Genomic DNA, 24,410 nt, shown 5'->3' on the forward strand with positions numbered 1-24,410 from the left:
AATGTGAGAAATACTCTAATTATATTCTTCATTGTATTGACTTTGGCTTCTTGTGAGAATAATGAGTATGAAAAGCGTATTACAGAACTTTGTAATATGAATGAAAGGCTCGCGCAAGAAAATGACATGTTAAAGCAAGAGTTGGCTATTTTGGAAAGAAGAACAGCGGACCTGATTTTTTCTAATGTTGAGCTTGCAAAGAGAATAAGTGTTCCAATCGATTCAAAATCGCAAGGCGATGGTTTAGTTGAGAATTCGGAAGAATTTTGGCCTTTTCTTGAGAAATTTGTTTCTGATGAATCGTTTCAAATAACTCGGATATTGTTTCCTGTTGAATTTGAGACCATTCAGTTGAATGAAAACGGGGACGTTGATGTGCCTGTTAATTTGGTCACATTATTTATTAAAGCCAAGGATTGGAAGCATGACGATCTTGGGTATTTTAGTCGAAATGAGGGAATGCAAATCTATGACAATTATGAAATGAAGTTTAGGTCAACAGATGAGCGTATTATTCATTTTTATGGCGTTGAAACTTCTGTGAACACTCTATATTATTTTAAAGTGCAATACGGAGAATGGTTTCTATTCAGAAAAGAGTTGTTGGGAATTTGATTTTAATTTATAATGATATCTAATAATCTTATGAATGATCGATTGTGATGAATAGGTTTTTAGCCTAAATCACACATGTTGGTCTATCAATATCACATTGCCATCCGGATCAGTGAGCATAAGATTGGCGGGGCCAATTGTGGTTTCTTCAATGGTGTTGGCTAGCTTAACACCGTTATTGATAAGGTCTTTTTGGATTGTCCTGATATCATCGTATTGTTTTAGCATATTACCTTCTTGATCCCATCCAGGATTGAAAGTGAGCATGTTGCCTTCAAACATTTTTTCAAACAGTCCAATCACGGTTTGGTCATTTTTCATGATGACGTATTTGCTGTCGAGGTTTCCTCCGATTGCAGAAAACCCAAGTTTTTCGTAAAAGATTATGGAGGTCTCAAGGTTTTTGACGCTAAGACTGATGGAAAATGCTCCTAGTTGCATGGCTTGATGTTTATTGACAAAGGAGTGTATCCAAAAAGCAAACCAAATAATGGAGGATCATCACCTAATTTTTTTAAGTTTTATGATATTGAATTTCCATAATACTCTTGTGGCTTAGAAGGAGGACTTTGAGTTGGAGATGATTATAACTAAGGCTTTGTAAGAGGCGAGTTGTTAGTGTATATATCAGCGGAGAGAATTGTTCCCCGCTGATATATATCGAATTTGAAAATTAATCGGTGTTGGCTTCAAGCAATAAAAAGCTGTAGTCGGTTTTGACTTTGCTATTTCTGGTGCGGGCGGTGCTATGGCAGCCCATGCAGCTTGATTCCAGTGGAATAAATGTTTCCATGGTTGTATTCGCCAAAATGTTTGGAGCTGGAGTCCCTTGCGGGTTTGCTGGATTTTTGGGATCTGTAGGCCATTGCGTAGCGATCAATTTGTAATTTTCCCAAGCGGTTCCTTTCAAGGCTTTTTGATATTGAGCATTCAAGGCTTTAGCCTCCTCTGTAAGCAAAGTCATTCTTACCACTTGAGTAGGTTTGATTGGCTTGCCGGGTTCAAAGGTTTGTTGATTGGCAGGGCAAGCAGCTGAGTCGCATTCAGGGTTGTAGTAAGTGTATTTGTTGTCTTTTCTGATACTGTCAGGAGTATTGAAAATTGGGTTGTTGCCAATATGCTCAAAAGTAGCCCATACCCATTGCGGTGAGCTCGAGGTTTTGTATGCAATATGCAAGCCTGTTAAGCCTACAAGCTTTTCCATATATTCGCCAGTAGGTTCGCCTGTGTTTTCGTTGATTTTTGCGACCATTGCTTTTGTGGTGAAAAACTTGCTGGCATCGTCGTCTTGTTCGATAATAGTCCATGCGGATTTGATTTCCATGGAAGTGGCAGGAAACTTAACATCTTTGTTAAGGGCGTTTAACACATTTCCGTCATAGAATTTGTTGTCAAGGATATAGTCATACTCTACTTGGTTCATATACCTTTCGTAATAACTGAAATTGCTGTTTTGATCGATTAATGAACCTCCAACCGCTTGATCAATAGAGCCTAAAAATGGTTTGATATTTTCAGCTACTTTGGAATGGCTAATTAATCGTAGTTGGTCGTTTGGATAGCCGGTATCCCATGGCATCATGCTGTCTGGCGAGTGTTTAAACGCTTCTGTGGAGGTTTTCAAGGACATCCAAACAGGGATAGAATTTCCCGGAGATAAAATGCTCTTTGTAGTGTCTGGCACGCCTCTCATCGTCGAGCTTGCCGGCCAACACATCGCCACGAACATTTGCCAGCCATATTCATCAAAGTAGACTTGCGTGCGCTCGCTTGGATTTGGAGAGTCAGTTACCGGAAAGGTATAACTTAGATCCGAATGATAGGCTTGATGTTTTTCCTCTTCTTGAGAGCTTGAGTTGTTGTCACCTCCGCTGCTTTTGTTGGTTGTGGTGCAGGCGATGAATATGCCATAGGCGATGATACTGCTTAAGATCATCACCATGGGTTTTGATATTGAGATTTTCATTTTTTAATTTTTTTAGACTTCTAAATTTGTTTTGAAGCTGCTTTTTCTGATTTGGTGAAGTAAGAAAATAGCCAAAATATGCTGCTGATGCTTATTACAGCTATGAAGCTCCATAAGCTGGACTCAAGTGTAGCTGCGAAAGCACCGGTATAAGCGTATATGATCACTCCCGGCAAGTAACCAAAGAATGAGGCTATGGCAAGCTTGCGAGGGTTTAAGCCCATAGCAGCTGCCATTAGCAAAATGGTTTCCGACAGCATAGGAATAGATCTTGAAATGATAATGGCTATCAAGCCCCATTTTGAGATGAACTGTTCAGCTTGGAGCTTTTCTTTTTCATTAAGCCATTGATTGGTTTTTTCTGTGAACTTGCTTCCGATCAATATTCCAAATGATGTTGAAATCATCAAGTCTAGCATGGAAATAGCAGCTCCCAGAGCAGTGCCGAATATTGCTCCGTTGGCGATCAGTATCACAGTTGAAGGTACTGGCAAGATAATATCCAAGCTTAGCAATAATGTTCCCCATCCAAAGGCTATAAGTCCATTGGAAGATTGAAGGTAGTCTGGGTTTTTCAAAAATTGAATATCCAATGATTCCACCAAGATGAAGCTAGCTAAGATGAAAGTTAATATCGCTAGTGCTGTCGTTAACCATTTTTTCATATTATAGGATTAAGTAAGCGGTAGATTATTTGAATATTCAAGGTATTGTCTCAAAAGAGTGGTTTTCCCAGGCGACATAACGTGTGTCATTGGCATGAATAAAGAGGTGTCTCTATATTGATCAGAGATTCTTTTAAGTACTTCTGCATATACATTGTCAGTGATAAGCGTTTCATTATTTAATGGCAATCGAAGCGACATCGCTGGGAATATAACATAGTAGTATCTGAGCACTTCAGGATAGACAAAGTCCCAAGTGAACTTATCGCTCTCATCCATGTGGGAGTAATCGTCGTTTTGATAAGTTTTTGCGACAGCGTAGAAGCTATTTTTGATGCCATTGATTTTAGAGAAGTTTATTTGCCTATATCCTCCAACTATCCATCCTAAATCGAGCGCGCAGCCATTTGCTTCTTTTCCTGTGATTGTTAATGTGTATTTTTCGTTTCCTTCTTCTTCTGAAACAGTATTTAGATTCCCTACAGCACTTGTTAATGCAATATTCAAAGCTTTGTGTTGATCGAATTCAGCTTGAAGAGTGCCAGTGAATTCCAAGTCAAATTCTATTTCAATACTATCGCTTGGAGAGAGAGGTTTGCCAAGCTTCTCAATTTTGAAATTCAGCGGATTGGTTTCATTTGGGTTGATATAGAGATACTTGTCTTCGCTTCTTATGACATAAATCTCTTCACTCAGTAGCGTGATTGGATCATTGTCGGAATTAGTTAAAATCAGTCCAACAGGATTATTTTCAATTTCAGTGATATCATCTGCATTCATTGCGACATCGACTACACCTCCGGTCTTAAAATAATTCTCGTTGTCGTAATCGATGGTATTGTCAAATTGAGTTTTAATATTTCCGTCATTGTCAAAAGTCACCAATTTCAATTCTCCATCGAGAGTCACATTAGGTCCGATTTGCCCAACATTTTCAATTTGATTAATTCGTTCTTTGTTTTTCGCAGGATCATTTAAGGCTTCCTCGCTTGAAATGGTGAACCTAGGAGATTTTTTTATGAAGCACTTTGAAAGATCAATGCTTAGCGTATTGTTTTGGTCAATGCTGAAAAAAGCTGATGAGCCAATGGTTTCTTTGCTTTTTATAGAATGTGTAGGAGAAATTACTCTTCCCGACGGAGAACTAGCTAATTCATCAGCTTCCCACACACCTATATTCCCAATGGTATAGCCAATGACAGGATTCATTGTTCCTTTTCCTTCATTGAAGTCCGCGCTAAGGTTTTGCGAAAGTATAGCCGGGGCCATTTCAAAAATGGAGAAGTTGATAGTAATTCCTTTATTCTTTTTTACCTCATCCATTAATGCTTTGATAGTTTCATTGCTTTCATCCACAATCCAGCTATCGTCGTATGCATAACTGACTTGCCAAGTCGCCATAAAGCTGCTAAAACCACCTGCTTTGATGGATCTTGGGTCAATATAGTAGTTGGCAGATGATACATTTCCAGTTATCTTTAGTAGCGGATTATCCATGTCGTCGCCGATTAGAAGTCCCCCAAAAATCACTCTCGAACAACTAGTCCCAGTTGGGTCCATGTCGATCATGATAGGGCTTCCATATCTGCTGTGTTGATTCGTGGGGTCTACGGATCCTAAAAAATAAAATGGCAATGGCTCTGATAAAGGATTAATGTCTCCAGGCATCCCCGCTGATGTAATGCCAAGTTGCTTGAATAAGAAAGCGTAGTCCCCAAAAAAATTCCATCCTGATGAGACATATGAACCGTTTTGAGTTAACTGTTTCAGCTTGTGTTGCGCTTCTTCATCGGACAAATCCGCAAAGTCGCCAGCCAAAGAGCCGTTTACAGGATCCATTACGAACAAGCCGACATCGTCATTATTGGCTGTGCAAGGGTTGAATGAACAGCCTCCCGAGAAGCTGAGCCTAAAATTGTTAAGGTAGGACATGTGGTGTGAAGATTAAAGTTCTAATGAAATACAGTCATTTAAAATTGTTGTTAAGTCAAGCATGCTTTGAAAAATCTGCTTGTCTTGAAATCCACCTTGAATAAAATGAAAAATAATCATTTAAAATATTACAGAATATTACACTGATAAAGGCTAAGGTATGCGTGGGGAAATCTTTTTACCTTCTTTGGATTGCACAATTCGCATTCATTTTTATAATTGATTTATAGGTTGAAATTAATGTCGTTATAGTACACTAAATGCAAATCTGGGTGGACTACATAAAATTGAAGGGGAAAGCTTTCGTTATTACTTTTGAGTCAAAGAAATGACAGACTTAAATCGAGGAAGATATGAATCGCAGAGTTGAATTAAAGGGAATTTTTTTATTGGCCTTGTTTTTATTTTATGCGGCTGAGGGCAACAGTTTTGCGGCAAAAGACAAAATTTCAAAAGCTGAGAAAAAGGAATATCAAGAACGAGTGAAAACAGCCTTCAAAAAAGGTTGGAAAGCTTACAAGGATTATGGCTGGGGACAGGATGCTGTGAATCCTATCAAAGAAGGAAGCCATAATTGGTATGCGGAATCATTATTGATGACGCCTGTTGACGCTTTTAGCACGATGTATTTGATGGGGCTGGAAGGTGAAATGGAAGAATGCAAGGAGCTGATATTTTCAGAGCTTGATTTTGACAAGGATTTTGAAGTTCAGCAATTTGAAATAGCGATTAGAATACTGGGAGGCTTGATTTCCTCTTATCAGTTGGATGGAGATGAAAGATTTTTGGAGTTGGCGAAGGAGTTGGGCGATCGAATGATTCCTGTTTTTGACTCACCGACTGGAATCCCGTACCGATTAGTGAACTTGCGTACTGGTAAAGCTGGTGGAGAAGGAACTAATCCTTGCGAAGTTGGCTCTATGTTATTGGAGTATGGCATGTTGAGCAAGTTGACAGGAGATCCGAAATACTATGAGCTTTGCAAGCGAGGAGTTGTCGCTTTATATGAAAGAAGAGGAGAAACAGGTCTGCTGGGATCATGGATTGATGTGGAAACAGGAGAATGGCAAGACAAACGAGCTCATATCTCTGGAGGAATCGATGCATATTATGAATATTTGCTCAAAGGCTATTTGCTATTTGGCGATGAAGATCTAAAAGTAATGTGGGATACTTGCCGCAAGGCAGTCGACACTTATCTGGTTGATGAGAATGAAAACGGATACTGGATTGGCTGGGCAGATATGGATACGGGCAAAAGAGGCCTGACTCGTTTTGGAGCTTTGGATTGTTTTTGGAACTTGTGCTATGTGCTTGATGGTGACAATGAAAGAGCCGAGAAACTGCAGGCCTCTATCTACAACATGTGGAAAATCTACGATATCGAGCCAGAGGCTATTGATTATATGAAAATGGAGCCTTATGAAGGCACTGAATATTATATGATTCGTCCCGAGGCGATAGAGTCTACATATTATACTTGGAAAGCTACAGGAGATAAAAAGTATTATGATCAAGGAAAGCATATGTTTGAGAGTATTGAAAAATACTGTCAAGTTGATAATGGCTATGTTCAGTTGCAAAATGTGATTACCAAAGAAAAGTGGGACACTTTGGAAAGCTTCTTTTTCGCTGAGACAATGAAGTATTGCTACTTGTTCTTTGCTCCCGAAGATGTATTTGATTTTGAAAAGTATGTGTTGAATACTGAAGCGCACCCTTTCAAAAATACTTGGGACAAAGGTTGGAAAGGCAATAAAGTTGGATTGAAATAATAGCCAGGCCTCTGATTTCAGAGGCTTTTTTATTTATCCGTTATGGAAGGTATCATTACACATATTCAAAGGTTGTCCATACATGATGGACCGGGTATCCGCTCTGTGATCTTTCTTAAAGGATGCAATATGCGATGCGCTTGGTGTCATAATCCGGAGACATTTTACAAAAGAAGACAGCTGCAATTTTATCCTGAGAAGTGCAACGCATGTTTGGAATGCTTGAAGAAGTGTGATGAGGAAGCATTGAAGGTGGAAAATGGCAAAATTAGCTTGAATAGAGAACTTTGTTCTGAATGCATGGAATGCTTGTCTGTTTGCTATAATGTAGTGCTGAAATCAGTAGGCGTAAAACATACTGTCGAGAGTTTATTGGCGGACTTGCGTAAGGATTTTCCATTTTTCAAGACATCCAATGGAGGGGTTACTCTCTCGGGAGGAGAACCTATGATGCAGTTTGGTTTCGTTGCGGAATTGTTGCAGTCACTGAAGTCAGAGGGGGTGCATGTATGCATAGAGACTAATTTGTCATTGCCTTGGGAAAAGTATGAACCTGTTTTGGAGCTTGTAGATTACTGGCTTGTAGATTTGAAAATGATCGATGAAGAGCAACATAAAAAATGGACGAAGATATCCAATAAAAGAATTCTTAAGAATATCAAAAAGCTTGATCAATCAGGGTATTCTTATGAGTTAAGATGTCCTGTGGTTCCGGAAGTGAATGATTCAGACGAAAGCATTAAGGCAATTGGCAATTTTTTAAAAGGCTTGGATAATGCTCAACAGTTTACGCTTAATCCATTTCATAGGTTGGGAGAACCAAAGTATCAAGCATTGGGAATGGAAAGTGCTTTTGAGTGCAATGAGGAGGTAAGCAAGAGCAAGATTGAACACTTAAATCAGATTCTTAACGATGAAAATATTAGATAACACTTTTTTTAAATATCAATCCAGAATAGATGCTTTGAAAAAAGCCAAGCATCAACAAACTAGAGAAAAAATCCAAAAGGAAGGACTGTTGGATGAAGATGATTATGGGCGTCTGGCTGTGCCTGACGAAGCATGGAAGATCAAGCCCAATCACGCTGATGGTTCTTTTTATGGTTTGGATGGTTGGACTGAGAATTTTTGCGATTTGATGGATAATCATCCTGTTTATGTTGATGCAAATGATGCTTTTGCTGGACGATGGATTTATTTTATGTCGAAGATGAGGCCGAATAAATGGAATCCGGATTTTCCGTTCGAGCATTTGCATGAAGACCAAGAAAGATATGACATTATTCATGGCATAGGAGACGATGCTCATTTTGCTCCCGATTATGCTTTGGGTTTGGAGCTTGGCTGGCAAGGTATTCTAGACAAAATCGAAAAGTATAAAGCCATCAATACTAGAGAGGAGGCTTTGGCTTTTTATCAAGCTCATGAAAAAGCTGTGAAAAGCGTGATGGGTTGGATTGGAAGACATGTGAATCATATTGATGCTTTGATAGAGTGTCAAGATGATATAGAGCTTAAGGAAAATTTGATGGAAATGGCTGAAGTGAATAGAAATTTGCTTCATCAACCGCCTAGAACATTTCGTGAGGCATGCCAATGGATTATTTGGTATCATTTAGCTTCAAGAACTTATAATAGAGATGGAGCGGGAGGTCAGATAGACGAATTGTTGCGTCCTTATTATGAGATGGATTTAGCATCTGGAATTTTAGACAGGGAAAAGGCCGTATATTATTTGTCCTGTTTTTTGATCAATGATCCGATTTATTGGCAGTTAGGCGGACCGGATGGTAATGGAGGCGATGTCGCTTCTGAATTTTCATATTTGGTATTGGAAGCTTGTGACAAGGTGAATACATCGCTTAATATCACCATCCGAGTGCATGAAAATATGGATGAGAAGCTCTTTGGAAAATCGTTGCATTATCTTGTGAAGCATAAAAACGCATGGCCGCGCTATTCAGGCGACAAGGCTTTAGTGGAAGGCTTTATGAAGAATGGTTATTCGGAAGAATTGGCGAGAAAAAGGATTGCCGTAGGGTGCAATTGGATGTCATTGCCGGGTTTGGAATACACGATGAATGATTTAGTCAAGGTGAATATGGCTAAAGTATTTGAAGTCGCTTGGGAAGAGATGCAGAAGCAAGAAACAACGATGTCCACGGGGCGTTTGTGGTTGAAGTTTTGCGCGCATCTTGAAACAGCGATCCATACCGCCGCGGAAGGCATTAGGCATCAATTAAAATTTCAAAAGCATAATGAGCCTGAATTGTTGCTGAATTTATTGTCTTATGGTCCTTTGGAATTAGGAAAAGATGTGAGTGATGGCGGAGCGACTTTTTATAATTTGGCAATTGATGGAGCGGGGCTAGCTGTAGTGGCGGACTCGTTCGCTGCTTTGCAACAAAGAGTTGAAATAGAAAAAAAACTTGATTGGAATGAATTGGCATTAATATTAGCGAATGATTTTGAAACGACTGATGGAGATCGAATTCGAAATATGCTGTTAAGTTCTGATCGGTATGGACAAGGTTCTGGCAGAGGCGATGAATGGGCGAAAAGAATTAATGACATCTTTTCAAAATTGGTAAAAGCGGAATCGGATGATGAAGCAGGCCATTGCTTTATCCCTGGTTTTTTCTCATGGGCGAATACTGTTGGCCTTGGTAAGAGCGTGAAAGCATTGCCGAACGGCAGAAAATCCGGAGAGCCGATTTCTCACGGAGCGAATCCCACGCCGGGCTTTGTTATTGATGGAGCTTCCCTCGCTTTGGCAAGAGCTGTGGCTGAAGTGCAACCGGGCTTCGGAAATACAGCGCCTATGCAATGGGAGCTTGACCCCACATTGGCAAAGAAAGAGCATTTGTCTTTGATAGGCGCGATAATCAAAGCGCATTTTGATATGGGAGGCACTTTGATTAATGTGAATGTCATGGATGAAAATGAGATATTGGCAGCTCATGAAAATCCAGAAAAATATCCGAACCTTGTTGTGCGAGTGACAGGTTTTACAGCTTATTTTTCTATGTTGACCAAAGAATTCAGGCAATTAGTTGTGGATAGAATATTATTGAACTAATGAAAATAACAGAGAAGTACAAGCATGAAGGAGAAGGTTATTCTCCTTTTCTGATCAGACCGGGATGGCAGGTAGCTCAGCTTAATTATGAAGAATCCCTTGAAATTGAAAATATCAATAGGTTGGATGTTCATTTTGAAACTGACGAGGCTTTTCTATTGATGGAAGGGAATGCCCTTCTTGTTTCCGCTCAAATAGAGGAAGATAGAATCGCTTATGATATGCAAGTAATGGAAACGGGCATTATTTACAACATTCCAAAAAATGTTTGGCATACCATAAGTTTAAAAGAAAATGCGAAAGTCTTGATCATTGAAAATGACAATACGCATAAAGATGATTTTGAATTTTATTATTTTAAAAAAGAACAGCAAAGAGAGTTCTTAGAAGCGGCAATGGATATTTGGCCTTGAGCAAGAATATATGATTGATAGAAGTTTTATTTAAGGAGCAGGTTTTAGGCCTGCTCTTGTTTAAAATACCTTATGGTGTTTCTCTCTGTATTCCAAAGGTGTCATTCCATAATGTTTTTTGAATAGCCTGAAGAAGTAGCTATGATTGTGAAAACCGGCCTCGTTATGAATGGCTTTCAAGGGAGCGTTGGTCATGATCAGTTGGCTTGAAACATAGTTTAAACGTTCGTTATTGACCATTTCTGTCAACGTTTTTCCTAAGTGTTCTTTCACTACTCTATTGACATGATCGCTTGACCTTTCGCACAATTCAATGAATCCTTTTTGGCCTTTTTGCAACTGATTGGGAAGACGAAATTCTTTCAAGGCATTTTCCAGCCAAGCAGGCCACTTATGCGAACCTTGCATGTTTAGTTGAAGCCTTTCGAATAGATGGAGGACGAATAGGTCCAAGTTCAATAGATTTTTCGGGAGGTTGATCAGCAAACTAACTCTTTTGATAACAGACCTTAGTGCGTCGGGAGTGAAGCTTCCTTGATAGGGCATGAGGTCATTAGTCCAAAACATTGATTCGCCATTGAAATATCTAATTTGGTAATTTGTTACAGTTGCCCATCGTAATGCCAGATTCGTAATCACTAATTCTTCCGACCCGACAGGCTTGAATGTATGTTCGTCAGAAGGTCTTATGAAGCAAAAGCTGCCTTGCTCTATTTTATTTTCATGGCCGTTGATTAAGTGAATTCCTTTACCGGACGAGACATAAAAAAACTCGGCATAATCGTGAGAATGCAAAAGCAAATCTCCATCTGCGCCAATCGTTGTTCTAGCTAGATGAAAATGATCGTCGGAATTATTAATGAAAGTTTCAAACTTGAAAATTTTAGCCTTCATGGTTTGAGAATTTATAAAAAGTGATGATAATATTGCGATTCTAATTTAATCAATATTCAATAGTTCTTGGCTTAAAACTTCTAAATCTTGTTTCATCAAATTGATGGTTGATTCCAGCTGGTCGAGCATAGAAGCTCTAAGCTCAAGATCGTCGGCATTGTAAGCTCCTCCACTGCCAAAGAGCAGTTCTTTCGTTGATATGTTTTCATGATTGTTCAATTCTGAGAAGTCGGCCCATCGATTAGCTAATTCCGATGCCATGGACATATTAGGAGCGCCGAAAGAGTTGCTGTCGGTTAGAAAAAACCATATCGATGGCGGGTAATAAGTAGAAACTTTCGGTTGGTTCCAAATATCAGTTAGCGGATTGTCAAGATGATTAAAATCGATGCTTTTCCCTTTTTTTAGAATCATAAAACCTAAGGTAGCTTCAATAATTCCCGTGCCGAAACCGATATAGTCATTTGTGTTTCCTTGGTCAATGAAGGCTATCGTTAACACGGATCCCAAAGCGCCAATGACAATAGCGCTGACAGTCAGAAATGTCTCTCTTTTTGCGTCGATATCTTGCAATGAGCTGGCTATTTGTTCGGCTCTTTCTTCTTCGCAATCCATTATGGAGGCATAGGAAGAAATCTCCAAGTTGGTGATATTGATCTTGTGGAGAATCTTTTGATAAGCTTCAATTTTAAGCAGTTTATATTCGATGTTTGAGCTAGTGTTAGCGGAATCGACATGGACGATATATTCTTCAAGTAAAGGCAAAATGCCCATAGCATTAGCGATAAATATGCTTTTTGGAGAAAAGTGATTTTGTAGACTTAATTCTATATCGTTTGTTGTCAAAGTTTGTGGGAGATCTTCAGCAGTATAAGGCTTGTGTCCGATGAGATTGCAGTTGCTGTCTTTTACTTTTTCTTGAAGCCTAGCTATTTTTTGAGCTTGGCATGAAGCAAAGAGTATCAACATTGGTATTGCAATGGCAAGTCTAGAATAAAATAATCTTTGGAGTTCTCTGCGCATGATTTATATTTTTAATTAGCTTTCATCTCAATTTTGGAGAGCAAAAAACGCATCATTTTATTTTGCCGGCTATGATATTGGTTCGTTGTTATTTAAAATAATATTCATATTTTTTAATTATTATAATAAGTGTGAATGAGTAGGGTGTAATTTAACATTTTGACGGAAGCAAAATTTTGTTTTTTCTAAAAACAAGCGCTTAATTTGCAGCAAATAACAAGCGATGGAGTTCGCTTTTAACCGTCTTTATTGACTGATGACTCCTGTTTTTTTGAATGCTCATATTATTCAATAAATAAAAACAGTAGTTATGCAAAATGTAATTTCATTAATCACTTCTCGTCGTTATTATTCGACTTTATTATCGCCAATTTTCGTAGCCTTATTTATTAGCAACAGTCATTGTTCATTGGCGGATAATTATATGGATGCCGGATCATTGCCGGAGGTTGTTCAATTGTATATCGAACTGAATTTTCCCAATCATAAGATTGTAAAAGCCAAAAAAGAAAATGGATTCAAAAGAGTCAAGTATGAAGTAATGCTTGACAGCTACATCGAACTTGACTTTGACGAAAAAGGTGAAATCATTGAAATTGAAAGCAATAGAGGGGTTGAAATACCTGCTAGAGCCTTGCCTCCCTTTGTTTCAGCTTATTTGGAAGTGTATATGCCTGAGAGAAGAATAGTGGAATGGGAGAAAAAATGGAATTGGCATAAAGTGGAATTGGATAATGACTTAGAACTGTATTTTGATTTGAAAGGAAATTTCTTGAAAAAGAAATATTAATAGATCGGCGAGTAGGTATTAAAGGGAGGCTGCTATTCAAGAGCAGCCTCCCTTTATCAAATAGCTTCATTAATAGAGCTTTGTTTCTCATCAATCAATTGGCATAGGCAAATCACTTTTGCCATTTTGCCATTTTCATTCTTGAAAGGGAGGTAATTTACGTCAAGAATGATGTCTTCGCCATTAGCTTTTTGACGAATGACTTTTCGATTGTATTTTCCATTGACAAGCAGTATGTTCCAGATGTCATTATGATTCATCCTGTTTTGAACTTCAAAATTGAACGAGTCGATATTAGCCCCGATGATATCTTGTTCGCTTATACCAGTCAAGCTTGTGAGAAAATCATTGACATGAGTGATAATGCCTTTATCATTGAATTCTATCACACCCATGATTTGACTTATGGCGTTGGTGATGCCGTATATTTCGTTTCTTTGGTGTTCGAGTTCTACTTGGATCATGCTCATTTCTTCTATTCGCTCTCGAAGCTCTTTTTCTTGAGACTGAATTTCCTCCAGGCTTTGCTTGAGGTTTTCTTCCACGCCTTTGGTGTCAGTTATATCTTGAGCGATAGCGACTATTTGATGCAATTGATTGTCTTTGTCGAAAATTGGAGTCATGCTTTCGCTGACCCAGCGAGTTACTCCATTGACTGTGATTTTACTTTCTTTGGACAAAGATTTGCCCGATTCACAGCCTTTCCAAAGCTTGAAATCTTCCCTTCTGATTCCGATTAATTGCTCCATTGGGGCTTGGAATAGATCGCAAGCGAATTGATTTGCATCTAATATTATGCCTTCGGTGTCCAATAAGGCATAAATGGAATTGGCTTTGATGGCCTTAAGGGTTTCTTCATTGGCTTTGACTTGTTCGGCAAGCACCTCATTGGCTTCGCTGATTTCAGCAGTTTTGTTTTTGACTTCTATTTCAAGCTGATCTTTAAGATTGATAAGTTCTTGTTGTCTGGCTTCCATTTCTTCTTGAGTAGCTTTAAGCTCTTCGGTGTTTTGCCTTAGTTCTTCTTCTTGAGCTTTCAGCATTTCAGTTTGTTTTTGGGATTCCAGAAGCAGTCTTTTTGTTTTCAGATTGTTTTGAATATTGTATATAGTAGCACCGATATATTTTCCGAGGAGCTCAAGAAATTTGATGACATGATCTTCCATGACTTCAAAACTAGCCACCTCTATTACTCCCATAGGGCTATCGTCATGAAGCACAGGGAACATCACAATGTTGCGAGGGTTGCTTTCGCCAAGACCGGATGTAATGCTTACATAATTTTCAGGGATGTCTGTCAGGAAGATGGTGGATTTGTTCAAAATCACATCCCCGATTAGAGAGGTTTTTAGATCGATTTTCTTATCAAAATATTTCTTCCTATTGTATGCGATGCAAGACTGCTGTTCCAGCCACTCTTCGTCTGCTGATTTTTTAAGCATGAAAAAGGCGGCTTGGTTGGCATTTACATATTCTATGATATGACGAAGCAGTTTGTCTCCGAGTTTTTCAAAAGAACTGTGCTTTTCTCTGAGAATGTTATTAAATAAGTCGAGTCCTTCTTTTTCCCAGATTCTTAGATTGTTGGAATGATCTGCTTGAATGATTTCTTTGTGTAGGTTCTTGAGTGAGATTTGCAGTTCGGACTCGTTGTCAAAACATATTTCCTTCTTTTTATTGGAAATATCTTTAATGAGACTTTGAACCGTTTTCATCTCTGATACAGAATGAGATTGAAAATCAAGCAAGCCGTTGAGCTTGTCTTTTGGAATGAATGAAAATGGTAAATTCATGACGTAATGAGATTTTATTAAAGTCTCCAATGGAGACATAAGATTTCAATTGGAATTCTCTTATGTTAGTGTAGTCATGATTTGTTTTGTTCTTATGCTATATAATAATTTTGAGTTTTATTTCTATAACATGTGTGTTAATCATGTTTTAAATTTGATAAATATAATTAATGGAGAGGTAATAGCAATTGCGTTTGATTTATTTCAATATGCTGATATTGATCCTGATGAATAGTTTTTCGTTAAAATTCGTTTCCAATACTCTTGCATTCGTAGCGTCAAATGTTTCTAGTCTGTTGAGCAATACTGCCCCAGCTGTAAGGTCCATGTATAAGCTTTTGTAGACATTGAATTGAAATTTGGGGCCTACAGTGAATCTTGTGTAACCAATCTTTTGAAAGTTGGAGTTGGAATTGCCGGCAGCGTAGAAGTTGTGCAAACTCCCAAACATGGAGGCGTACAGACCTATATTTGATTTTTTGAAATGCCTGAATCCTGAGACAAAGCCTGGAAGTACAGTGTACACAGACCAATTGTTTTTCTTGTAGCTATAGCTGAAAATAGGCAAAACCAAGCCTCTTCCAAACCTAGCGTTGAACATGAGTCCAAATCCATATTCTTTGTACGGATTTGCTCTTTTAAGCGCCAAGAATGTGGATTGAATATTTAAGTCTTCTTTGGTGATTTCCTTATCCAAGTCCGATGAAAGAGTAGGGGTGATAAGCACAGTTGCTTTCCATCTTTTGGGTAGTATGGAGATGATTCCTGTGCTATAAGATATTGAATATAATTCTTCTTTAATGGTTTTGACTTCGCTTTTGTATGAGCTTCTAAGGATGTTGAAATTGAGTCCATTATAGAGGAAAAGCTTTTTTTCTTTGAGTTTTACTGGCATGTTTAGAAGAAGCTGTGTTTCTGTCATTCCTACAGATCCTTTGTCAGGATCATTTTGTACTCTTGAGTCAGTGTAGATTGTATGACTGGCAGATGCTATTGGGAATTTGAATAGAGGCTTGTACTTAACAGTATCTGATTTCTCAGAATTTGCTTGCCCATGTGATATGTTGATAAGAATGATATTGAGCAATGCTGCAATAAAGTATTTAGGGGTAATCATGAATGTGGTTTAGCTTGTTGAATAGCGCATTTTTGTTGTTTGGGAATACGCACATTGTAACAAATTAAGCATTTATTTTTATAATCTGATTTTATTTTATCTAAATTATAAGTCTTTTCATAATTATTTGAGAATAAAAATGCCCATGATTGTGGACATGGGCAATGAATTATATTATAGGTGTGTTGGTGTTAAAGCAACTATTTAGTAGCGTATTGGTTGATGTGTAAATTCCATTCTTTCCAACTATTATTGTTGGCTTGTTGTTCCAATTCTTTTATGCGGTAGCGTGTAATGTCGTATACGATATAGTTTTTTTCGTTTTTGTTGTTTAAATAGTTTGAAATCGCATGATAGTCCGGGTTTTTTAAGCTCAGCAAGTAGTCGATATCTTTGGTTTGAGAATATTCCAAATTATAAAAAGTTATTGCTTTGTCAAATGGAATTAGACTTGTGAAGATTCCAAATAGAAAAGCGTAAGCAACAGTTCTGTTGAAGTATAGCCAGTTAGTGTAGGGCTTTTTGATTTTCCATAAGGAGAGAGTAAGCCCTATCAAAGTGCAAAGCAAGAATAAGAATACAGCTACTCTTTTGTAAGTCAGACCATATGCTTCGACATAAATGAGATTTTTATAGCATGTAATGAATGCCAATGCGATATTTTGCAATATCCACATGTTGCAAGCGAGTCGCAGATGTTTGACTTTTTGATGAAAGTTCAATCTATTTCTATAAAAATAAAGAATCATTCCAATAGCAAGGCAAATAGCGATGATCAACGTGTAGAAGCCTTCATGAACATAAGATGAAAAGCTCATTCCTTCTGGAAGCTTTTTGGTTGATATGGTTATAAGGTCCAATGCGTTGACAAGTAGCAGAATCACGGTGATGCTCCAGATGCTAGCTTTTGCTATGGAAAACTCTTTTTCATCTTTTGGGTTGATATTGCTTTTTTCTAGATGTTGTTTTTTGCCATTGTATTTTTTTAAAGACTCATTTACTCTAGACTCTGCCAAGCCAAATATTATTACAAAGAGTATTAAACAATTGATAATAAGGCCAAAGTTGAGAGAAGGCAATTCGATCATTGATAAATAAGAGGCGAAGATTGCATTGCCTGAAGAATACAGAGTAATGAATATTAAGCAAATCAGAAACGTGATAAATGCAATGTAAAATTTAGACTTCCAGTCTTGAGCTTTTTCAGAATTTGTGATCTTTTTAAAAAAGCTGATTTGATTTTTAGGGCTTTCAAATATTGCTATCAAGCTTTGCAAGGGAATGAGCAAAGGTTTCAATGGATTTGCTAATAGTATCCACATGGAAAAGTAGCTAATCATCCAAATATACAACGAGATTTGTTGAGGGAATAGCATTAATGAGAAGCTTGATAATATGCTAGGCAAGATGGCTATTAATTTATTTTGGGTGGAAGCCTTATTATGGATTGCAATTGCGGAGATAGCTGAAACACTAGAGAACAAGAGGTAATTAATGCCTATGGTATTGTCATAAAGCAAATAAGTGCCAGTTATTGCAAGTGTCGCAGCAATGATCGCTTTTTGTAGTTCAGTCATGATTAATGATTTTAAAGTGCTTTGTTTTTCAAAGTAAATTGAAAAATAGATTAATCGCAACTAAAATATTTTAAATTTAGTTGGTAATTGTTTTTGGCTTAGAGAAAATTAGTGGATTGAAGGGTGGATTATTAATATGCCTATTTATGAATGCTGGCGATGGAGTTGAAAAAAGCATGCTACAAACGCATGCTTTTAATGAGCTATGATAATGTCTATTATCGAGCGCTAATGTTTGCTCGAATAATTTGAGTAGGTCTTAGTGTCAAAACAGCCTTGGCGTTAACATTTTTGTCTACTAATTCAAGGTTGAAGTTTTTGAGCATCTTGGCAAGTAGCAATACGCCTTCAGCCATGGCGAAGTGGTTGCCTATGCACTTTCGAGAACCTGCTCCAAAGGGAACGTATTGGCATTTATGCATATCTTTGTTGTCTCCATTGTAAAATCTGTAAGGGTCAAAAGTGTCAGGTTTTTTCCAATACGTTGAGTTTCTGTGCAGTCCGCTAATGAAGATGGCTATGTCGCTGCCCTTAGGAAATGAAAAATTACTGGCTTCAACATTCTCAAGCGGAATCCTTCCAATAGACCATGCGCTTGGGTACATTCTGAGCCCTTCTTCAAATATCGCTTTGACAAATGGAAGTTTTTCTGTCAATTGATAACCGGAAACATTATCGGTGTAGTTTGTGTCGATTTCCTCGATGGCTTTGCTTAAGTGTTCAGGATGTTTGCAGAGCTCGGCCAAAGTAAAGCTCAAAGCGGAAGCGGTGGTTTCATGCCCCGCAATCATGGTGGTGATGACTTCATCCCTGACATCTTTGAGACTGAAAGGCTTGTCTTCATCATTCATGGCTCCGATAAGCATATCCAATAAGTTGTATCTGCCTTTTTCTTCCTCAGGCATATTTATTCTTTCATTGGTGAGCTTGAAGATGATATCATCGAATCTTTGCCTGCTTTCCTCGAAACTTTTGTTTTTACCATTCCAATTGGCGCTAAGCGCATAGAAAGGGTTCCAAAACTTTTTAATGATATGCTCAAGTGAAAATGTCAAGTCCTCGTAGATCTTTTCAGAATCGATCTGTACTTGATTTCCAAACATTGTTCGAAGTATGATTTTCAAGGTAATGTCCATCATTGTTCGGTCCAAGTCAATTTGCTTTTTGCTTTGGAGGTCAATAATGAATTCATCCACGCATTCTTCCATTTCTTCGAAAATGTTCTTGATGGCGTTTTTTTGGAAAGCAGGGTTCATCTTTACCCTTTTTCTTTTCCATGTTTCGCCTTCAGCGCTGATCAAGCCGTCTCCCCCAAGTTCTTTAAGTATCTCATAGGCTTCTGACTTTTTGAAGCTTTTTTGTTGCTTTACTAGAATTTCTTCCGTGACTTTAGGGCAAGAAATAAGGTAAATGGTTTTAATTCCAGTGTTGATTTTAATGACATCGCCTTTATCTCTAGAAGCATCCATTAAAAAATCCAAGGTATTGTTGCTAAGGGATTGGATGTTTGAAAACCAGTTTTTACCGGCAGTTGGAATTTGATTTGTAGACATTAATTTTGTTATTGTTTGTAGTGGCCCACAATATAATTGAATTAGTTCATACTAGTATCCATTTGCCTATTTTTTAACTCTTGATTAATGCTACATTTTTTCGTTGAAATGTGATTTAAGTAAAGGGAAAAAGCTCCGACAAGTTTATAAAATAGAATATTTGTCAGAGCTTAAGAGTATTTTGCAAAGCTAGTTGCTAAGCTTCCAAACTATTGTAATAGTTTATCGCATTTCTAATGTCTTCACCGTTTATTGGAATATCAAAGGTGCATTCTCCAGATTTTTTCAATAGAGAAGCCAATACTACATTTCCTTTGTTCTTCTTGTCTTGAAGCGTGTGAAGTATGATAGCTTCGAATTCACTTTCAGGTATTGGATGATGTCCGTATTGTGATAAAATGAACGAGCTAATGGTATTCAAATCTTCCGAAGCAAGACCGCACTTTTCCACTGAGAGAAAAGCTTCCGTTATCATGCCGATGGCAATGGCTTCACCATGAAGTTTTCGACCTTCAGGAGCATGTAGATAATGGCTTTCGATAGCATGGCCGATGGTGTGGCCGAAGTTTAATATTTTTCTCAATCCTTTTTCCGTAGGATCTTCTTCTACCACATTGTATTTGATGCCTACAGAGTGAGGAATAACTTTTTCGTATTCCAAATTGTCAAAGTTATGCTGTTTTATATTCAACCAATGTTGTTGGTCAGCGATAAGGCCGTGTTTGATCACTTCGGCAAATCCAGACCTTAGCTCTCTTTGATCAAGAGTCTTAAGGAAAACGGGGTTGATGATGACAAGCTTAGGTTCTTGAAAGACTCCGATATGGTTTTTGTAAACACCAAAATCAATTCCAAGTTTTCCGCCAACGCTAGCGTCGACTTGTGAAAGCAGGGTAGTAGGGAAATTGATGAATTCTATGCCTCTTTTGTAAGTGGAAGCGCAAAATCCTCCCATGTCTCCGATCACACCGCCTCCAAGATTGATATGGAGAGATTTTCTGTCCATAGCGTAATCAGTCATTTCTTGCCAAATATGAGCGCAAGTTTGAAGCGTTTTGTTTTCTTCCCCGCTTTGAATGCGTATCAGGCGATGAGCTGGAAGAAGGTCTTTGACTAATGGGTAGCAATGCTCTTCAGTGTTCTCATCCACCAATAGGGATATTTTTGAATAGGTATTGTTTTCAAAAAAGTTGTCTATGGAAGCTTTTAGGTCTTGGCTAAATTCTACTTTATCCATTTTGATCTTTTCTTTTGTAGTCTGCATATAATAAAAGCACAAGCGATATGCCTGTGCTTCTATATGAATTAAGACTTTGCCGGCATGCCGAAAAAGTCAATGATTGCATGTTTGAAGATTATGCGTTTTCAACAACTTCTTCTTGATTCATGATTTGAGTTTGACGTCTGATAGAAGCATCATGGATTAGCGTGAACAAGTCAGCCATGAATTCTTCGTTCAAACCAAGCTCGTGAGCCCACTCAGCTCTTGTTTTCAAGATCTCATTCCATCTGTTTACCTGGAATACAGTCACGTTGTTCTCTTTTTTGTATTGACCGATTTCTTCTACTAGGTGCATTCTTTCAGAAAGAATATTGAAGATATCGTGGTCAACTTGGTCGATTTTTTCTCTAAGCTCAGTCAAGTGGCTGTTGAAGTCCTTATTGTCCGACTTAGGGTCTCTAACTTTAAGTTGGCTCAAGATTTCCGTCAAATGAGCTGGCGTAACTTGCTGTTTAGCATCACTCCATGCATTCTTAGGATCTCTGTGCGACTCGATAATTAGACCGTCATAATTAAGGTCCATCGCTTTTTGGCTGATGTCGTAGATGAAATCACTGTTACCTGCGATATGGCTTGGGTCGCAAATCAAAGGCATTTCAGGAATCTCTCTTTTCAATTCCAAAGGAATTTGCCAGCTAGGAATATTTCTGAACTTTGATTTTTTGTGCGAAGAGAAACCTCTATGAATCGCACCGACTTTCTTGATGCCAGCTTGGTAGATTCTTTCGATTGCTCCAATCCATAATGCCAAATCAGGATTGATTGGGTTTTTAATCAAAACAGGAACATCAACTCCTTTAAGCGAGTCGGCAATATCTTGAACGGCGAAAGGATTCACCGATGTTCTAGCGCCTACCCAAAGGATATCAATTCCATGCTTTAATGATTCTTCTACGTGTTGCGGCGTCGCAACTTCTACTCCGAATTGAACATCCGGACCAAGCTCTTGCTTGATGTTTTGGATCCATTTCAAAGCGTCTACTCCGATCCCCTCGAAAGTGTTTGGTCTTGTTCTTGGTTTCCAAACACCAGCTCTCAATACGCTTATTCCTGATTCATATAATGCTTTCGATGTCTCGAATAATTGCTCTTCAGATTCTGCGCTACAAGGCCCCGCCATTACGAATGGCTTTTTGGAGTCTTTTCTCCATGTGTTTAATTGATCAATTTGCATGGTACATTAGGTTGTTTTTGAAAATTTTGCTTAAATTACAATTATATTATTTTATTCGGTAATAACAAGTAATAATTTTGGTTATTTTAATATGAGTATAGATACTGTGTCTGTGGAAAAAGCAAAGTTGTCATTTGATAATACGGAAGTGGCTTTTAAGGCTAAATCCGATAACCTGCTCAAGCAGGACTACCTTTTGTTCGCTTCCATGAATTATAATGGATTAGTGAAGTTTGGTACGTCGTTTATCAATTTTGCCATCAAGGTAAGGTTGCCTTTTGTCAAGTCTATAGTTAAGGCGACATTGTTCAAACACTTTTGTGGAGGAGAGTCTATCGCAGACAGTCAAAATACTATCAAGGAATTGGCCAAAAGCAATGTAGGGACAATACTCGATTACTCTGTGGAAGGCGAAGCGGAGGAATCAAGTTTTGACGCGACTCTGGAGGAGACGTTGAGAACGATCAATTTGGCGAAAGGAAATCCGGATATTCCTTTCTGTGTATTCAAGCCTACTGGATTTGGTAGCGGGGACTTGATGGAAAAGATTCAACTGAAGCAAGATTTGACCGAAGAGGAAAGAGATGCATTTCAAAGAATCAGGTCTAGATTTGATAGAGCGTGTAGAGCCGCTTATGAGAATAATGTCAAGGTTTTCATCGATGCTGAAGATAGCTGGTATCAAGATCCTATCGACATGCTGGTATATGAGATGATGGAGAAATACAACAAGGAAAAAGCCATCGTTTATAATACTTTCCAGATGTATAGAAAGTATATGCTTGACAGAATGACTAAAGCGCATCAGGATGCTAAGGAAAAGGGCTATCAGTTTGGAGCGAAATTAGTTCGTGGAGCGTATATGGAAAAAGAAAGAGCCAGAGCGGCGGCAAACGGTTACGAAGACCCTATCCAGCCTACAAAGGATGCGACTGACAAGCAGTTTGACGATGGCGTGAGATATTGCATTGATAATAATGATACTATTGCTATTGCATGCTGTTCTCATAATGAAAATAGCAACAGGTTGTTGGCTGATTTGATTGTGGATAGAAACTTGGACCCTAATGATGACAGGTACTTCTTCGCGCAGTTATTCGGCATGAGCGACAATATTACTTTCAATTTGGCTGATACTGGATTCAATATTGGCAAATATGTGCCTTATGGGCCTTTGGAAAAGACTTTGCCTTATTTGTTTAGAAGAGCTGAAGAGAATACTTCTATCGCGGGTCAAAGCTCAAGAGAGTTGACTTTGATTCAAAAGGAGCTTGATAGAAGGAAAAAATCGAGATAATAGATACTTATTATATAATATGTAAAAAGAGGCTTCTTATCGAGCCTCTTTTTTTATGCTTGGAGTTTTTATTTAATGGATTCGCCCGGCTGGATTGAAAATTCTTTGATTTCACCGCAGTTGCAAAGTATCTTGCCTTCTTCTCTGCCATGATAAGTGGTTTTGTCATGATTTACTTCGATGTAAGTCCCCTCCGGTATGCAAATTACTTTAGCGTCATTATTAATCGTAAGGTATTCTTGAAGCCTTTGTTTTCTGCTTTCTCCTCCATGGTCAGGTATTACCTTTTCTGTGTAATGAGGATTGATTTGAAAGTTAACCAGTCTCAGTGCGTCAAAGCTTTCAGGATAAGTGATAGGCATGTCGTTGGTTGTCTTTATGCTTAATGTTGCGACATTAGATCCAGCGCTCCAACCAATGTACTCTGTGCCTGTGTTTACTTTGTCTCTGATTATATTCATCAAATTATTAGCGTATAACTGATGAAGCAATTCAAATGTGTTTCCTCCTCCAACTAGGATTGCATCGGCTTGTTTTAAGCAGGCTTCTTTGTTGTCGAATTCATGAATTCCTCTTGCTTTTAGGCCTATTCGTTCCAAAGCGCTGTTTAGTCTTTCAGTGTATTCATCATATGATATGGTCACTCCAGCGTAAGGGATGAATATAATATGTTCTTTATGCCCAAGGAATGATTTGATTTTGTCGATAGCCCAATCCAAGTAAGGCTCATTTGGCAATGTTGAATTGCTTAATAATAATATTTTTTTCATATTGATTTTTTCTTAAATAGCTGATGAAATTCGTTAGCAATGTAACAAATATAAGATTGCCTTAAATATTGTTCCATACTGAATTCAAAAAAATACTCCTGTTGAAGTTACAAAAATTTACAGTCTATTAATTACGAACATTTTATCTGCGGATAAATATTTTCTGTTAATTGAATTGAATGTTGTTTTATAATGCTACATTTGCATTGTTATTTCAAAATTTATAATCTGGATTCATGAAGTTCAAGGCTTTTGTTATAGAAAGAGATAAGCATGAAGCAATGTTGTTCAAGCTTGCCTTTGGTGGAAACAAGTATTATGATATTGAATTTTTCGATTCAGTAAAGAGCCTATTAGGGGCAGTAGAACAAGGTCCCGATGTTGTGATCTTGGACCTTCTGGAGCCGGAGATGCATGGCATCGAGTTGATAAAGGCAATCTCAAAAATTAATCCTGGAACCCATTTTATTATACTTACCAAACTTTGCGATCCGCATGTTATTGAAAAAGCTCAAGATGAGGGCGTTTTTAAATATGTTATAAAGGGCGATAACAGCATGAAGTATCTAAAGAAGAGTTTGAAAGAGCTTTCTTTGGTATTAAAAGGCAAGTTGATAGATTCTTAGCATTGTAAAAAAGAAAAGCAACCCTGTCACATAAGATAGAGTTGCCTGAATTTTTATTGGCAAGATGCG

The 24,410-nt window shown here is 38.0% G+C and carries 21 protein-coding genes and 1 riboswitch; of the genes, 8 read left to right on the forward strand and 13 right to left on the reverse strand.

Features of this window, described 5'->3' with window-relative positions; genetic code table 11:
• The first annotated feature begins 3 nt into the window (after positions 1-3).
• Entirely contained in the window at positions 4-615 is a 612-nt protein-coding gene (locus AABK36_RS07620; protein WP_309939226.1) for a hypothetical protein, read from the forward strand.
• A gap of 69 nt (positions 616-684) precedes the next feature.
• Here the strand turns inward: AABK36_RS07620 and AABK36_RS07625 are convergent, their stop codons facing one another.
• From AABK36_RS07625 to AABK36_RS07640, 4 genes are all read right to left on the reverse strand, one after another.
• Positions 685-1,056: a VOC family protein gene (locus AABK36_RS07625; RefSeq protein WP_309939227.1), complete on the reverse strand. Its 372-nt coding sequence runs from the start codon at positions 1,054-1,056 to the stop codon at positions 685-687.
• 232 nt (positions 1,057-1,288) lie between these two features.
• Positions 1,289-2,581 carry a hypothetical protein gene (locus AABK36_RS07630; protein WP_309939229.1) on the reverse strand — a complete coding sequence of 431 codons (1,293 nt, stop codon included), beginning with the start codon at positions 2,579-2,581 and terminating at the stop codon, positions 1,289-1,291.
• 20 nt (positions 2,582-2,601) lie between these two features.
• Complete coding sequence (locus AABK36_RS07635; RefSeq protein WP_309939231.1) at positions 2,602-3,246, reverse strand: TVP38/TMEM64 family protein; 645 nt, start codon at positions 3,244-3,246, stop codon at positions 2,602-2,604.
• 9 nt (positions 3,247-3,255) lie between these two features.
• Positions 3,256-5,178 (reverse strand): hypothetical protein, encoded by a 1,923-nt coding sequence (locus AABK36_RS07640; RefSeq protein ID WP_309939232.1) that lies wholly within the window; start codon positions 5,176-5,178, stop codon positions 3,256-3,258.
• Between the two features lie 353 nt (positions 5,179-5,531).
• Between AABK36_RS07640 and AABK36_RS07645 the strand changes: the two genes are divergently transcribed.
• From AABK36_RS07645 to AABK36_RS07660, 4 genes are read left to right on the forward strand one after another with little or no spacing between them, the layout of a single operon-like run.
• Entirely contained in the window at positions 5,532-6,953 is a 1,422-nt protein-coding gene (locus AABK36_RS07645) for a glycoside hydrolase family 47 protein (protein WP_309939233.1), read from the forward strand.
• 42 nt (positions 6,954-6,995) lie between these two features.
• Positions 6,996-7,883, forward strand: a complete 888-nt coding sequence (locus AABK36_RS07650) for a glycyl-radical enzyme activating protein (protein ID WP_309939234.1) — start codon at positions 6,996-6,998, stop codon at positions 7,881-7,883.
• Positions 7,867-10,032, forward strand: a complete 2,166-nt coding sequence (locus AABK36_RS07655; RefSeq protein ID WP_309939235.1) for a pyruvate formate lyase family protein — start codon at positions 7,867-7,869, stop codon at positions 10,030-10,032. Before AABK36_RS07650 ends, AABK36_RS07655 begins: the two co-directional genes overlap by 17 nt.
• Complete coding sequence (locus AABK36_RS07660; protein WP_309939236.1) at positions 10,032-10,445, forward strand: hypothetical protein; 414 nt, start codon at positions 10,032-10,034, stop codon at positions 10,443-10,445. The genes AABK36_RS07655 and AABK36_RS07660 overlap by 1 nt, the downstream gene beginning before the upstream one ends.
• 60 nt (positions 10,446-10,505) lie before the next feature.
• On the opposite strand, the gene AABK36_RS07665 is transcribed toward AABK36_RS07660, so the two are convergent.
• Positions 10,506-11,339, reverse strand: coding sequence for a helix-turn-helix domain-containing protein (locus AABK36_RS07665; RefSeq protein WP_309939238.1), 834 nt, complete (start codon positions 11,337-11,339; stop codon positions 10,506-10,508).
• A gap of 45 nt (positions 11,340-11,384) precedes the next feature.
• Complete coding sequence (locus AABK36_RS07670) at positions 11,385-12,362, reverse strand: hypothetical protein (protein WP_309939239.1); 978 nt, start codon at positions 12,360-12,362, stop codon at positions 11,385-11,387.
• A 210-nt stretch (positions 12,363-12,572) separates the two neighbouring features.
• Positions 12,573-12,635: riboswitch (Fluoride riboswitch) on the forward strand.
• Between the two features lie 37 nt (positions 12,636-12,672).
• Between AABK36_RS07670 and AABK36_RS07675 the strand changes: the two genes are divergently transcribed.
• On the forward strand, positions 12,673-13,152 hold the full coding sequence (locus AABK36_RS07675) for a PepSY-like domain-containing protein (RefSeq protein ID WP_309939240.1): 480 nt from the start codon (positions 12,673-12,675) through the stop codon (positions 13,150-13,152).
• Positions 13,153-13,208: 56 nt separating this feature from the next.
• Here the strand turns inward: AABK36_RS07675 and AABK36_RS07680 are convergent, their stop codons facing one another.
• The 6 genes from AABK36_RS07680 to AABK36_RS07705 all read right to left on the reverse strand — a co-directional run bounded on the left by AABK36_RS07680 (position 13,209) and on the right by AABK36_RS07705 (position 21,648).
• Positions 13,209-14,945 (reverse strand): PAS domain S-box protein, encoded by a 1,737-nt coding sequence (locus AABK36_RS07680; protein WP_309939242.1) that lies wholly within the window; start codon positions 14,943-14,945, stop codon positions 13,209-13,211.
• A gap of 199 nt (positions 14,946-15,144) precedes the next feature.
• Positions 15,145-16,062, reverse strand: coding sequence for a DUF6268 family outer membrane beta-barrel protein (locus AABK36_RS07685; protein ID WP_309939243.1), 918 nt, complete (start codon positions 16,060-16,062; stop codon positions 15,145-15,147).
• A gap of 200 nt (positions 16,063-16,262) precedes the next feature.
• Positions 16,263-17,639, reverse strand: coding sequence for a DUF4153 domain-containing protein (locus tag AABK36_RS07690; protein ID WP_309939244.1), 1,377 nt, complete (start codon positions 17,637-17,639; stop codon positions 16,263-16,265).
• Between the two features lie 218 nt (positions 17,640-17,857).
• Positions 17,858-19,192: a cytochrome P450 gene (locus AABK36_RS07695; RefSeq protein ID WP_309939245.1), complete on the reverse strand. Its 1,335-nt coding sequence runs from the start codon at positions 19,190-19,192 to the stop codon at positions 17,858-17,860.
• A gap of 196 nt (positions 19,193-19,388) precedes the next feature.
• Positions 19,389-20,429, reverse strand: coding sequence for a 3-dehydroquinate synthase (gene aroB / locus AABK36_RS07700; protein WP_309939247.1), 1,041 nt, complete (start codon positions 20,427-20,429; stop codon positions 19,389-19,391).
• 118 nt (positions 20,430-20,547) lie between these two features.
• Positions 20,548-21,648, reverse strand: coding sequence for a bifunctional 3-deoxy-7-phosphoheptulonate synthase/chorismate mutase type II (locus AABK36_RS07705; protein ID WP_309939248.1), 1,101 nt, complete (start codon positions 21,646-21,648; stop codon positions 20,548-20,550).
• A 91-nt stretch (positions 21,649-21,739) separates the two neighbouring features.
• On the opposite strand from AABK36_RS07705, the gene AABK36_RS07710 reads away from it, so the two are divergent.
• Entirely contained in the window at positions 21,740-22,945 is a 1,206-nt protein-coding gene (locus AABK36_RS07710) for a proline dehydrogenase family protein (protein ID WP_309939249.1), read from the forward strand.
• Between the two features lie 68 nt (positions 22,946-23,013).
• On the opposite strand, the gene pepE is transcribed toward AABK36_RS07710, so the two are convergent.
• The gene (gene pepE / locus AABK36_RS07715; RefSeq protein ID WP_309939252.1) at positions 23,014-23,715 is read right to left on the reverse strand and encodes a dipeptidase PepE; all 702 of its coding nucleotides are present in this window, start codon (positions 23,713-23,715) and stop codon (positions 23,014-23,016) included.
• Positions 23,716-23,951: 236 nt separating this feature from the next.
• Here pepE and AABK36_RS07720 point away from each other — a divergent pair, with 236 nt between their 5' ends.
• On the forward strand, positions 23,952-24,341 hold the full coding sequence (locus AABK36_RS07720) for a response regulator transcription factor (RefSeq protein ID WP_309939253.1): 390 nt from the start codon (positions 23,952-23,954) through the stop codon (positions 24,339-24,341).
• The last annotated feature ends 69 nt before the right edge of the window (positions 24,342-24,410 follow it).

Origin of the sequence: Aureibacter tunicatorum (assembly GCF_036492635.1) — a bacterium.
GTDB classification, from domain to species: Bacteria; Bacteroidota; Bacteroidia; order Cytophagales; family Cyclobacteriaceae; genus Aureibacter; species Aureibacter tunicatorum.